Source organism: Pseudomonas akapageensis (assembly GCF_011355085.1).
GTDB lineage: Bacteria > Pseudomonadota > Gammaproteobacteria > Pseudomonadales > Pseudomonadaceae > Aquipseudomonas > Aquipseudomonas akapageensis.
Window position 1 is genome coordinate 45,495 of sequence record NZ_VXCP01000046.1, and the last position, 13,079, is coordinate 58,573.

Genomic DNA, 13,079 nt, shown 5'->3' on the forward strand with positions numbered 1-13,079 from the left:
CCTCGCCCGGAATAGTTAGCATGTTTTGGTTACTGGCGTTTCTCGCCTACCTGCTTGGCTCGCTGTCCTTTGCCATCGTACTCAGTCGCCTTACCGGCAGTCCGGACCCGCGCCTGGGCGGCTCCGGCAATGCTGGCGCCACCAACATGCTGCGCCTGGCCGGCAAAAAGCTCGCCGTCATCACGTTGCTTGGCGACCTGTGCAAAGGGTTGCTCCCCATACTGATCGCCAACCTGGCCGGCCTGCCCCTGCAACAACAAGCCTGGATCGGACTCTGCGCAGTGCTCGGCCACCTGTTTCCGGTGTACTTTCGCTTTCGCGGCGGCAAAGGCGTTGCCACTGCCGCCGGCATGCTGCTGGGGCTGTACCCCCCCGCCGCGCTCCTGGCCATTTCTGCCTGGATGCTCACCTTCTACCTGACCCGCACCAGCTCACTGGCCGCCCTGATCGCCACCCCGCTGACCCTGCCACTACTGGCCTGGCGCGAACCCGAGGCACTGCTGCCAATCAGCATGCTGACACTGCTCATCGTCTGGCGCCACCGGGGCAATCTACGCGACCTGTTTGCCGGACGCGAACGGCATTTCTGAATACTCGGCATGAGCGGCGCTCAGGTTACAACGCCGACAACTGCTCCATCGGCCAACGTGCCTGCACGCTGATTGCCAGGCTTTCCTTCTGGCCGGCCTGCAATCGCTGGCAACCGGCGAACGCGATCATTGCACCATTATCGGTGCAGAATTCAGGACGAGCGTAGTAGACATTGCCCTTGAGCTCACCGAGCATTGTTTCCAGCGATGCACGCAAAGCCTTGTTGGCGCTGACGCCACCGGCAATGACCAGCCGTTTCATGCCCGTCTGTTTCAAGGCCCGACGGCATTTGATCGTCAGAGTCTCCACTACCGCCTGCTGGAAGGCCAGCGAGATGTCGCAACGGGTTTGCTCGCCGTCGTCCCCAGTGCTCTGGCACTGCTGCCAGGTATTGAGGGCAAAGGTTTTCAGGCCGCTGAAGCTGAAATCCAGCCCCGGGCGATCGGTCATCGGCCGCGGGAAGACGAAACGACCGGCAACCCCCTGGGCAGCCAGGCGAGCGATCTCCGGGCCGCCGGGATAATTCAGACCGATCATCTTGGCGGTCTTGTCGAACGCTTCACCCGCGGCATCGTCCAGGGTCTCGCCCAACAGCTCGTAACGACCGATGCCATCGACCCGAACCAACTGGGTATGACCACCGGACACCAACAAAGCGACGAACGGGAATTCCGGTGGCTGCTCTTCCAGCATCGGCGCCAGCAAATGGCCTTCCATGTGGTGCACGCCCAGGGCTGGAATGCCCCAGGCAAACGCCAGCGCCTGCGCGCAGGACGCGCCGACCAACAGCGCACCAACCAGGCCGGGACCCGCGGTATAGGCGATTGCGTCGATCTCGGTGGGCACGCAGTCGGCCTCGGCCAGCACCTGGCGAATCAACGGCAGCATGCGCTTGACGTGATCACGCGAGGCCAGCTCCGGTACCACGCCGCCATAGGCGCGGTGCAGGTCGATCTGACTGAACAGTGCGTCGGCCAGCAGGCCACGCTCACTGTCGTATAATGCGACGCCGGTTTCGTCGCAGGATGTTTCCAATCCCAGTACTAGCATGGGTCTGCGCCTTGTTGAGGCTGAATTCGAAGGCGCGCATGATAGTCGCCACTTCCGATGCCGACCAGCGGTTTTCGATCAGAGGCTTTGCATTCCGAGCGCCTTAGGGTTAACATCCGCAACCCTTAAAAACCGACGTTCTTCAGCGCGAGTTTCTTGCCACGAGTACGTTGACCCCGGTAATGAATGAAGGTAGCTCTGGATGCCAGCCGTCAAAGTTAAAGAGAACGAACCCTTCGACGTAGCTCTGCGTCGTTTCAAGCGCTCCTGCGAAAAAGCCGGTGTTCTGGCTGAAGTTCGTAGCCGCGAATTTTACGAGAAGCCGACTTCTGAGCGTAAGCGCAAGGCAGCAGCCGCTGTCAAACGTCACGCCAAGAAAGTACAGCGCGAACAGCGCCGCGCCGTTCGCCTGTATTAATTTACAGACGCCCGTCGCAAGCTTCTGCCTCGCCCGGCCTTAAAGCCGGGCTGCCGGCAGTTGCAGCTGCACCCTCAAGCTTTAGAGCAAGAGGCCGCCCCGCCCGCTCACGCGGACGAAGGCGAACCTGCCCAAAACGTCAGAGCTGGCCTCAACGCCAGATGTGCACGTCGACACTGACGAGCCTTTACCGGCTGCAGACGAGCACGCCCTTTCCAGACCTTCCCGCAAGGTACTGGCAAGGCACCAATTCCAGTATTGAATCACGCCATTCGACTTCGGCCCAGGCTGTTCTCGGATGCGTTGCCGTTTGCGCCGTATTAGCGATTACACTTGAGTCCAACGAGCAGCCGGTCGCGTCAGCGCCGCCGCTTTGTCGCCTGATGATGAGAACGCCATGGCCGGGCTGATCCCCCAAAGCTTTATCGACGACCTTCTTAACCGCACCGATATCGTCGATGTCGTGAGCTCGCGCCTGCAAATGAAAAAAGCAGGCAAGAACTACACCGCATGCTGCCCGTTCCACAAGGAAAAGACCCCCTCATTCAGTGTCAGCCCCGACAAGCAGTTCTACTACTGTTTCGGTTGCGGCGCTGGCGGCAATGCACTGGGCTTCATCATGGACCACGACAACCTGGACTTCCCCCAGGCTGTCGAGGACCTGGCCAAGGCCGCCGGCATGGAAGTCCCCCGAGAAGAAAGCGGGCGCGGACACAAGCCCCGGCAACCGACCGACTCGCCGCTCTACCCGCTGCTCACGGCCGCCGCCGACTATTACCGCCAGGCCCTCAAGAGCCATCCCACGCGCAAGGCCGCCGTCGATTACCTCAAGGGTCGCGGCCTCTCCGGCGAAATCGCCCGGGACTTTGGCCTGGGCTTCGCCCCGCCGGGTTGGGACAATCTGTTCAAACACCTGAGCAGCGACACCTTGCAGCAAAAGGCCATGATCGATGCCGGCCTGCTTATCGAGAACGCCGAAACCGGCAAACGCTACGACCGCTTCCGCGATCGCGTGATGTTCCCGATCCGCGACAGCCGTGGCCGGGTGATCGCCTTCGGCGGGCGCGTGCTGGGCGACGACAAGCCCAAATACCTGAACTCCCCGGAAACCCCGGTATTCCACAAGGGCCAGGAACTCTACGGGCTGTTCGAGGCACGCAAGTTCAACCGTAACCTCGACGAAATCATTGTCGTCGAAGGCTACATGGACGTGATCGCTCTGGCCCAGCAAGGCCTGCGCAACGCCGTGGCCACCCTCGGCACCGCCACCAGCGAAGAACACCTCAAGCGCCTGTTCCGCGTCGTGCCCAGCGTGCTGTTCTGCTTCGACGGCGACCAGGCCGGCCGCAACGCCGCCTGGCGCGCCCTGGAGGCAACCCTGTCGAGCCTTCAGGACGGGCGCAAGGCGCGTTTCCTGTTCCTGCCCGAAGGCGAAGACCCCGACACCCTGGTCCGCTCCGAAGGCACCGACGCCTTCCGCGCCCGGATCAACCAGCACGCCCAGCCGCTGGCCGATTACTTCTTCCAGCAATTGACCGAAGAAGCCGACCCGCGGTCGCTCGAAGGCAAGGCGCACATGGCGACCCTGGCCGCACCGCTCATCGAAAAAGTACCCGGCGCCAACTTGCGCACATTGATGCGCAATCGCCTGCGGGAAATCACCGGGCTCAACATCGCCGAAGTGGAACAGCTGGCACACAACCCGCCCGCCGAGGCACCACCCAGCTACGATCCGTCGATCGATTACGACGCGATTCCCGATTACAGCCCGGACTACAGCGACTTCCACCACCCGGACGCGTTTGCCCCCCAGCCCCAGCAGCAGGAATGGACGCCCAGGAACGACGGCGGCCAGAAAAAGAAGTGGGAAGGCAAACCCTGGGATAAAAAGGGCAAGCCCTGGGACAAGAACGGCAAACGCCAGGATTTCGAAGCACGTGCCCCGCGCGTGCCGACGAGCGTCGAACCTCCAACACTCAGTGCTTTGCGTACGCTTCTGCACCATCCGCAACTGGCGGAAAAAGTCGAGGATGCCAGTCACTTCGCGGCCGAAGACCATGTCTACGCCCAGCTGTTGGTGGCCCTGCTCGAAGCCCTGCAGAAGAATCCTAAGCTACGCTCATTACAACTGATTGCGCGCTGGCATGGCACCGAACAAGGACGCCTGCTGCGCGCACTGGCCGAAAAGGAATGGTTGATCGATGCCGACAACCTTGAACAACAGTTTTTCGACACTATAACTAGCTTGTCCGCTCGCCAACGCGAGCGCAGCCTGGAACATCTGCTCAGGAAAGCACGTCAAAGTGAACTGAGTGCAGAGGAAAAAAATCAGCTGCGCGACCTTCTCAACAGGAATGTTCCCGCACAAACCCCGACCTCAACTGGCGCGTGAGGTCCATGCTCGGGTATAATCCTCGGCTTGTTTTTTGCCCGCCAAGACCTTCAGTGGATAGGGTGTTATGTCCGGAAAAGCGCAACAGCAGTCTCGCATCAAAGAGTTGATCACCCGCGGTCGTGAGCAGGGCTACCTGACTTACGCGGAGGTCAACGACCACCTGCCGGAGGATATTTCAGATCCGGAACAGGTGGAAGACATCATCCGCATGATCAACGACATGGGGATCAACGTATTCGAGAGTGCTCCGGATGCGGATGCTCTTCTGTTGGCCGAAGCCGACACCGACGAAGCAGCCGCCGAAGAAGCGGCCGCAGCGTTGGCGGCAGTGGAAACCGACATCGGCCGCACGACGGACCCGGTGCGCATGTACATGCGCGAAATGGGTACCGTCGAGCTTCTGACCCGTGAAGGCGAAATCGAAATCGCCAAGCGTATCGAAGAAGGCATTCGTGAAGTGATGGGCGCAATCGCGCACTTCCCTGGCACGGTCGAGCACATCCTCAGCGAATACGATCGTGTGACCACCGAAGGTGGCCGCCTGTCCGACGTCCTGAGCGGGTACATCGATCCGGACGACGGCATTGCGCCGCCGGCCGAAGAGGTGCCTCCGCCTGTTGGAAAGTCTGAAAAGGCCGACGACAAGGACGATGAGGAAGACGAAAGCGAAACGAGCGACGACGAGGAAGAGGCCGAAAGCGGTCCTGACCCCGTCATTGCGCAACAGCGCTTCGGTGCCGTCTCCGAACAGCTGGACATCACCCTCAAGGCGTTGAAAAAGCACGGTCGCGAGAGCAAGCAAGGCATTGCCGAGATGCTCGCCCTGGCCGAGCTGTTCATGCCGATCAAACTGGTGCCCAAGCAGTTCGAAGGCCTGGTCGAGCGCGTTCGTAGCGCCCTGGATCGCCTGCGCCAGCAAGAGCGTGCCATCATGCAGCTATGCGTGCGTGATGCCCGCATGCCGCGTGCCGATTTCCTGCGTCTGTTCCCGAGCAACGAAGTCGACATGACCTGGAGCGGTGACCTCTCCAAGCGCAGCACCAAGTGGGCTGAAGCCCTGGGCCGCCTGGACGCCGACATCGTGCGTTGCCAGCAGAAGCTGGTCGACCTGCAGACCGAAACCGGTCTGACCATCGCTGAAATCAAGGACATCAACCGTCGCATGTCGATCGGTGAGGCCAAGGCCCGCCGCGCGAAGAAAGAGATGGTTGAAGCGAACTTGCGTCTGGTGATCTCCATCGCCAAGAAGTACACCAACCGTGGCCTGCAATTCCTCGATCTGATCCAGGAAGGCAACATCGGCTTGATGAAAGCGGTGGACAAGTTCGAATACCGTCGCGGCTACAAGTTCTCGACTTACGCCACCTGGTGGATCCGTCAGGCCATCACCCGCTCGATCGCCGACCAGGCGCGCACCATCCGTATTCCGGTGCACATGATCGAGACGATCAACAAGCTCAACCGCATTTCCCGCCAGATGTTGCAGGAAATGGGTCGCGAACCGACCCCGGAAGAGCTGGGTGAGCGCATGGAGATGCCTGAGGACAAGATCCGCAAGGTATTGAAGATCGCCAAAGAGCCGATCTCCATGGAAACCCCGATCGGCGATGACGAAGATTCGCATCTGGGTGACTTCATCGAAGACTCGACCATGCAGTCGCCAATCGATGTCGCTACCGTCGAAAGCCTCAAGGAAGCCACGCGCGAAGTCCTCTCCGGGCTGACCGCGCGCGAAGCCAAAGTGCTGCGCATGCGCTTCGGTATCGATATGAATACCGATCACACCCTCGAAGAGGTCGGTAAACAGTTCGACGTGACCCGTGAGCGGATCCGTCAGATCGAAGCCAAGGCGCTGCGTAAGCTGCGTCATCCGACGAGAAGCGAGCATCTGCGCTCATTCCTCGACGAGTGATACCAAAACCCCCGGCATGCCGGGGGTTTTGCTTTCTGCAATTTGCGACCAGCGTAACTTTCCCCTCGGCGAAATGCCCGTCTACACTCGATTCATTCCACCGAGGGAACGAGGCCGCTATGCCGAAACTGCCGGCCATTCTGTTGCTATCTATGTTTGCATGGACCGCGACGGCCGACGCCCTGACCCTGACAACCGAAGAACAAGCCTGGCTCAGCGACCATCCACTGCTGCGCCTTGGCGTCGATGCCTCCTGGCCGCCCTTTGAATACCGGGACCAGGAAGGTCATTACCAGGGATTGGCCGCCGATTACATTGCCTTGATAAAGGAGCGACTGGGTGTCGCCGTCCAGCCGATCGAGCCGGTCAGCTGGACAGTCGTGCTCGAGCAGGCCAGACAGGGCTCGCTGGACTTGCTGCCCGGCATCATGTCGACACCGGAGCGGCAGACCTACCTGGCATTCACTCGCCCCTACCTGGACTTTCCGATTGTCATCCTGGCCCACAAAGGAGGCCCGCAACCGCGCAACCTCGAAGAGCTCTATGGGTTGAAGATCGCCGTGGTGGAAAACTACGCGCCCCATGAACTGCTGCGCAGCCACCATCCCGACCTCAACCTGGTGGCCCTGCCCAATGTCAGCACGGCTCTACAGGCCCTGGCAACCGACCAGGTCGACGCTGTTGTCGGCGACCTTGCTTCGAGCGTCTGGAGTCTGCGCCAGCTCAAGCTCGATGGCTTGTACGTCACAGGCGAGACCCCCTATCGCTATCAACTGGCGATGGCCGTCCCACGCGATCAAAAGATCCTCATCGGCATCCTCGACAAGGTTCTTGCCGAGATGACACCTGCTGAAATCAGCGATATCCAGGAGCGTTGGGTCGGCAAAGTGCTCGATCACCGCACGATCTGGCATGACACGCTCAGCTATGGCCTGCCTAGCCTGTTGTTGCTATGCATCGGGTTGGCAGTCGCGATTCGCATCAATCGCAGGCTCAGCTCGGAAATTGCCAGGCGCGTTGCCCTGGAACAGGAATTGCGCAGCAGTGAATACCATTATCGCGGCCTGATCGAGAGCCTTTCGGCCATCGCTTGGGAGGCCAAGGCCGACGATTTCACCTACACCTACGTCTCGCCCCATGCCGAAGACCTGCTGGGCTATCCATTGAGCCAATGGCTCAAGCCAGGTTTCTGGAGCAGCATTCTGCACCCCGATGACGCCCTCTGGGCCCAGGCCTTCTGCGAGGCCGAGACGCTGGCCGGACGCGATCACAGCCTCGATTACCGGGTCTACAACGTCGAAGGACGTTGCCTCTGGGTGCGCGACATCGTCAGCCTGATCGAGCCTGGCTATACCCCGGTCATGCGCGGCCTGATGATCGACATCAGCGAAACCAAGAGAACCGAAGAAGCGCTGCGCCTTTCAGAACAAAAGTTTGCCTCGGTCTTCAAACAGTGCCCGGACATCCTCGTGATTGCACAGCTCAGCAACGGCTACCTCCTGGAGGTCAACACAGCCTTCGAGGAACAAATTGGACTGAGTTCATCCGACGTCATCGGGCAAAACCTCACCGACCTGAATATCTGGGGCATCGAAGGCATTGGCCCCGGCCTGTTGCAGCGCTTGCAAGCCGGCAGTATCCGCAACCTGGAGATGCCCTTTCGCCGTCACAGTGGCCAATTGTTCACAGGCCTCATCTCCGCCGAACCCTTCATGCTCGACACCACCCAGGCGCTGGTCGTGGTGGTGCGGGACATCAGCCAGCTCAAGGAGACTCAACAACAACTGCAGATCTCCGAAGAGAAGTTCGCCAAGGCCTTCCACGCCTCGCCGGACGGCCTGCTGCTGTCGCGCCAGAGCGATGGCATGCTGCTCGAGGTGAACGAGGGGTTCAGTCGCCTTACCGGTTACCACAGCATCGTCTCGATCGATCATTCGACACTCGATCTCGGCATCTGGGTTGATCTCAACGAACGAAAGCGGCTGCTCGATACCCTTGCACGAGACGGCTATGCGCGTGACTTCAGATGCCACATCCGCCGCAGCGACGGCGAGATCCGCCTTTGCGAGCTCTCGGCGCGGCCACTGCCGATCGGCGGCGTCGATTGCATGCTGACCATCGCCCGCGACATCACCGATCGCCACTTGATGCAAGAGAAGCTGCAACTGGCTGCCACGGTGTTCGAAAGCACGGCCGAAGGCGTGCTCATTACCGATACGGAACAGCGCATCACGGCAGTCAATCGCGCCTTCAGCGAAATCACCGGCTACAGCGAAGCCGAAGCCCTGGGCCAGACGCCACGCTTGCTCGCCTCGGGCCAGCACGACAGCGCCTTCTACGTCGCCCTGTGGCATCAATTGACTGCAGAAGGCCACTGGCAGGGAGAAATCTACAACCGACGCAAGAACGGCGAGCTCTACCCCAGCTGGCTCACCATTAGCGCAGTCCGCAACAGCGCGCGGGCCATCACCCATTTCGTGGCGGTGTTCGCCGACATTTCCAGCCTCAAGCATGCACAGGCCAAACTCGACTACCAGGCGCACCACGACCCACTTACCGGCCTGCCCAACCGCACCTTGTTCGAAAGCCGCCTGCAAGCCGCCCTTACTTGCCCACTGGATTCCAGCTGCCAGGGCGCCGTGCTGTTTCTGGATCTCGACCGCTTCAAACACATCAACGACAGCCTCGGGCACCCGGTGGGCGACCTGCTGCTCAAAGGCATTGCCCATCGCCTCAAGGAACAGGTGCGCGACATCGACACCGTGGCGCGCCTGGGTGGCGACGAATTCATCATTCTGTTGCCCGGTCTGCACCAGCCCAGCGATGCCGAGAACATTGCCAACAAACTACTGGCCTGCTTCAGCGCGCCCTTCCAGGCCGGTGACCACGAGTTTTTCACCAGCGCCAGCATCGGCACCAGCCTGTATCCCAGAGACGGCACCGACGTCGCCAGCCTGATCAAGAATGCCGACGCGGCCATGTATCGCTCCAAGGCCAAGGGTCGTAACCGCGTCGAATCCTACACCTGCGACCTCACTGTACAGGCCAGCGAGCGCGTCGCCCTTGAGCATGAACTGCGCCGGGCCATCGAGCGCGACGAACTGAGCTTGTGCTTCCAACCCAAGTTCAGCCTCAAGAACCAGAGCCTGGTGGGCGCCGAAGCCCTGATCCGCTGGAACCACCCCAACTTCGGCAACGTACCTCGCGAGCACTTCATTCCGCTTGCCGAAGAAAACGGCATGATCCTGCAACTCGGCGACTGGGTACTGGAACACGCCTGCCAGCAAATGCGCGATTGGAATCGAACCTACAAAAACTTCGGCCCGCTCTCCGTCAATCTGGCAGGTGCACAGTTGCGCCAGCCGAACCTGGTCAAGCGCATCGATCACCTGCTCAAGATCAACCACCTCAAGCCCGGTTGCCTGCAACTGGAAATCACCGAAAACTTCATCATGAGCCAGGCCGAGGAAGCCCTCGCCGTGCTGCACCAGCTCAAGCGCCTGGGCGTGCAACTGGCCATCGACGACTTCGGCACCGGCTATTCCTCGCTCAGCTATCTCAAGCGCCTGCCCCTGGACATCCTCAAGATCGACCAGTCCTTTGTCCGTGGCCTGCCCGACGACCCCCACGATGCGGCCATCGTACGTGCCATCATCGCCCTGGGCCGCAGCATGCAACTGACGGTCATCGCCGAGGGTGTCGAGAACCAGGCCCAGCAAAAATTCCTCGCCGCCGAAGGCTGCGAACATATCCAGGGCTACCTCGTCAGCCTGCCCCTGCCCCCCGAAGAATTCGCTGCGACCTTTCTTCTTGCGAGTCTTTCCGACTTTTCGGATAGCACTGTCGAGAAACCGTCGTTATAATCCGCGACCACTGGGGGCCTATAGCTCAGTTGGTTAGAGCAGGGGACTCATAATCCCTTGGTCGCAGGTTCGAGTCCTGCTGGGCCCACCATATAAATCAAGGCCTGCAGCCCTGCTGCAGTTTTTGACGCCATTATCAGATGTTCCCGAGGTACAGTTTCGGTACAGTCCGTACCGATCTTTCCCCGGAGAAACTTATGGCAACTCTCGTAAAAACCCCCTCTGGCACCTGGAAAGCGGTCATTCGGAAGGTTGGCTGGCCAACTGCATCTAAGACCTTTCGTACGAAGCGTGATGCAGAAGACTGGTCACGGCGTACCGAAGACGAAATGGTCAAGGGCGTCTACATCCAACGTAGTGGATCTGAGCGCATGACGCTTGAGGCCGCCCTAAAACGTTATTTGGCCGACATCACCCCTACCAAAAAGTCCAGTACACAGCGCGGCGAAACCACTAAGGCGAAAAAGCTCGTTGAGCATCTTGGGAAATACTCTCTCGCAGCTCTTTCCTCTGAAATCATTGCAGATTTCCGAGATAAACGCCTGAACGAACCCGGACGCAATGGACGTATTAGCAACAACACTGTTCGGCTCGAGCTGGCACTGTTGAGTCACCTCTACACTGTGGCCATTCAGGAGTGGGGGCTGGGGCTGACATTTAATCCGGTTCTCAATATTCGCAAGCCAAGCCCAGGTGATGGTCGTGATCGTCGGCTTTCTGCAGATGAAGAGCGTCGCTTGCTCGCAGCCGTAAATGGCCACAGCAACCCCATGCTGGGATGGATAGTGCGCATCGCGCTGGAAACTGGGATGCGTTCCTCTGAGATATCAACCCTAAAGCGATCTCAGGTAGATCTAGAGAAACGCGTTGTACGGCTCTCAGACACCAAAAATGACTCTGCGCGGACAGTTCCTCTCAGCAAACAAGCAACCGAAGCACTGCGATCAGCCATCAACAATCCAGTGCGACCTATCGATTGCAACTTGGTATTTTTGGGAGCCTGGAAAGGATGGAAAGCGCAGGCCCTACGAGTTTACGAAGACCTGGGGTCAACTGAAGCGGAAATTAGGCATGTCCGACCTACGCTTTCATGATCTCCGACATGAAGCTGTCAGCCGTCTCGTAGAAGGTGGGCTATCAGACCAAGAAGCTGCTGCAATTAGTGGTCATAAATCCATGCAGATGCTTCGACGGTACACCCATCTTCGGGCAGAGGATCTAGTATCCCGGCTAGATGCGATTCGCCGTAAATAGGGTAGTTCAGCCCCAAAAAGATTCTGCATGCGGAAACTTTTCTTGGCTGTTCCAAACTGGACACACATTGCCCCTTTCGTGGCTGTCGGCACCAGCATTGCGTACAAAGAGTTCGCCCGTGCCCCCGGCCTTCGCAGGACGGATACTCCACTTTTCGTAGCAGGACGATTAAGGTTCTAATTCGGTGCGCCTGCCACTTCAGCCATCAGCTCTACAGAATTCCCCTTGCGTATACGCAAATAGCTACTGGCTGAAAGGGCTCCCCTTGAAAAAACTCGAAGGTTATCGAAACCCACCGCCCTCAAAACAACAGAAATAGGTCACTCCCTTCCCACTATTAGGGCATCACATCGGAGATGCCCAATGACACTCGAACAACAGATCCTAGAACGCTTCGGCCCCCTACTGACACTCGCTCAACTCGCCGAGCTGCTTCATCGGAGCCCACAAGGTCTTTCTTTCACACTCAGTCGCCCCGGCAGCTTCGCAGAGAAAATTAATATTGCGCGTATCAAGCTGGGCCGTCGCGTTTATTTTCGGGCTAGCGATATCGCGGCGGCTCTTTCCTGAACACGATGAAGGACTTACAGCGTCAACCGTCCAAAACAAAAGCAAGGCTCGAAACGATCGGTCGAGAAATTTTGCGGCATCCCCCGTCGGATGATGAACTGGTATTTTTTCATTCTGGGCTTTGCCAGCTAGGGCTACCTAGATCAAAAGTCTCTGGTCGCGAGTTCTTCAGATCCTCTGGGCGAGCGTGGTTGAGCATTCAAGCTGGATATCTTGACGAGGGCGGCGGTCCCGTACTTCAAGAAATCCCATATGGAGCAATGCCTCGCCTTGCGTTGACTTGGATTTCAACTTATGCAGTTCGTCATAAGACTAATAGGATTCCCATTGGAGACACTGCGGCAGACTTTTTAAAGCTACTGGAGCTGGACACGCAAGGCACCAGATACGACAAGCTCCACCAGGCAATAAATGCGCTTGCCACATGCCGCATACACTTTGGGCTTAATGATCGGGAAGTCGATGGCACCCTCATTTCACAATTTGACGCCTGGCAACCTCTGCCTGACAACAGACGTCGAAGGTGGCCTGGCCTCCTGACCTTAGATGACCAATTTTATAAATCGCTGCAGAAAAGCGCCGTACCACTGGACAAGCGAGCGCTGTGGGCCTTGAAAGGGTCCTCGCTGGCCTTGGACATCTACACATGGTTGGCTCAGCGGCTACATCATGTCCCAAGCAATGGAACAAAAATCTCGTGGAAACCTATTCGTACTCAATTTGCGGGTGAATACGTCGGAAAGAATGCCAGCAAGGACTTCAAAAAGGAGTTTGTTCCCGCTCTGGACCAGGTAAAGACAGTCTATCCCGGCGCCAAAGTGGCAGTTGTGCGAGGTGGCTTACTGCTACAGACATCCGATCCGCCGATTCCATTCAAGCCAATGGATGACGACTCAGAATCCACAGCATGACCCCTTCTACTCACCCACAGCTGAGCTTACCGCAAGGCTGTGGATAAGTTTCCGACGGCACGTTAGATTCCCCCCCCGGCGATCGTTAGATTCCCCCCCAGAATTTCGATAAATG

8 protein-coding genes, 1 tRNA gene and 1 pseudogene are annotated in these 13,079 nt (G+C 58.8%); 9 read left to right on the forward strand and 1 reads right to left on the reverse strand.

Going from position 1 to position 13,079, the window contains the following annotated elements; genetic code table 11:
- Positions 1 to 20: 20 nt before the first annotated feature.
- Positions 21 to 590, forward strand: coding sequence for a glycerol-3-phosphate 1-O-acyltransferase PlsY (gene plsY, locus F2S13_RS25215; RefSeq protein WP_166366020.1), 570 nt, complete (start codon positions 21 to 23; stop codon positions 588 to 590).
- Between the two features lie 25 nt (positions 591 to 615).
- On the opposite strand, the gene tsaD is transcribed toward plsY, so the two are convergent.
- Positions 616 to 1,641, reverse strand: a complete 1,026-nt coding sequence (gene tsaD / locus F2S13_RS25220) for a tRNA (adenosine(37)-N6)-threonylcarbamoyltransferase complex transferase subunit TsaD (RefSeq protein WP_166366022.1) — start codon at positions 1,639 to 1,641, stop codon at positions 616 to 618.
- 202 nt (positions 1,642 to 1,843) lie between these two features.
- Between tsaD and rpsU the strand changes: the two genes are divergently transcribed.
- From rpsU to F2S13_RS25260, 8 genes and pseudogenes are all read left to right on the forward strand, one after another.
- Positions 1,844 to 2,059, forward strand: a complete 216-nt coding sequence (rpsU, locus tag F2S13_RS25225) for a 30S ribosomal protein S21 (RefSeq protein ID WP_002551877.1) — start codon at positions 1,844 to 1,846, stop codon at positions 2,057 to 2,059.
- Between the two features lie 397 nt (positions 2,060 to 2,456).
- Complete coding sequence (gene dnaG, locus F2S13_RS25230; RefSeq protein WP_166366024.1) at positions 2,457 to 4,451, forward strand: DNA primase; 1,995 nt, start codon at positions 2,457 to 2,459, stop codon at positions 4,449 to 4,451.
- 67 nt (positions 4,452 to 4,518) lie between these two features.
- Positions 4,519 to 6,366 carry an RNA polymerase sigma factor RpoD gene (rpoD, locus tag F2S13_RS25235; RefSeq protein WP_166366026.1) on the forward strand — a complete coding sequence of 616 codons (1,848 nt, stop codon included), beginning with the start codon at positions 4,519 to 4,521 and terminating at the stop codon, positions 6,364 to 6,366.
- A gap of 119 nt (positions 6,367 to 6,485) precedes the next feature.
- Positions 6,486 to 10,229 carry a bifunctional diguanylate cyclase/phosphodiesterase gene (locus tag F2S13_RS25240; RefSeq protein ID WP_166366028.1) on the forward strand — a complete coding sequence of 1,248 codons (3,744 nt, stop codon included), beginning with the start codon at positions 6,486 to 6,488 and terminating at the stop codon, positions 10,227 to 10,229.
- Between the two features lie 14 nt (positions 10,230 to 10,243).
- Positions 10,244 to 10,320, forward strand: a tRNA-Ile gene (locus tag F2S13_RS25245).
- 106 nt (positions 10,321 to 10,426) lie between these two features.
- A pseudogene (locus F2S13_RS25250) lies at positions 10,427 to 11,483 on the forward strand (site-specific integrase).
- A 363-nt stretch (positions 11,484 to 11,846) separates the two neighbouring features.
- Positions 11,847 to 12,053, forward strand: coding sequence for a DNA-binding protein (locus F2S13_RS25255; RefSeq protein ID WP_166366030.1), 207 nt, complete (start codon positions 11,847 to 11,849; stop codon positions 12,051 to 12,053).
- A 191-nt stretch (positions 12,054 to 12,244) separates the two neighbouring features.
- On the forward strand, positions 12,245 to 12,964 hold the full coding sequence (locus F2S13_RS25260; RefSeq protein WP_218584091.1) for a replication protein RepA: 720 nt from the start codon (positions 12,245 to 12,247) through the stop codon (positions 12,962 to 12,964).
- Positions 12,965 to 13,079 lie beyond the last annotated feature (115 nt).

Bases quoted from the DNA above. Each gene is read 5' to 3' on its own strand.
- F2S13_RS25255 (WP_166366030.1), top strand. From the start codon at position 11,847: ATGACACTCGAACAACAGATCCTAGAACGCTTCGGCCCCCTACTGACA.
- F2S13_RS25240 (WP_166366028.1), top strand. From the start codon at position 6,486: ATGCCGAAACTGCCGGCCATTCTGTTGCTATCTATGTTTGCATGGACC.
- tsaD (WP_166366022.1), bottom strand. From the start codon at position 1,641: ATGCTAGTACTGGGATTGGAAACATCCTGCGACGAAACCGGCGTCGCA.
- dnaG (WP_166366024.1), top strand. From the start codon at position 2,457: ATGGCCGGGCTGATCCCCCAAAGCTTTATCGACGACCTTCTTAACCGC.
- rpsU (WP_002551877.1), top strand. From the start codon at position 1,844: ATGCCAGCCGTCAAAGTTAAAGAGAACGAACCCTTCGACGTAGCTCTG.
- plsY (WP_166366020.1), top strand. From the start codon at position 21: ATGTTTTGGTTACTGGCGTTTCTCGCCTACCTGCTTGGCTCGCTGTCC.
- rpoD (WP_166366026.1), top strand. From the start codon at position 4,519: ATGTCCGGAAAAGCGCAACAGCAGTCTCGCATCAAAGAGTTGATCACC.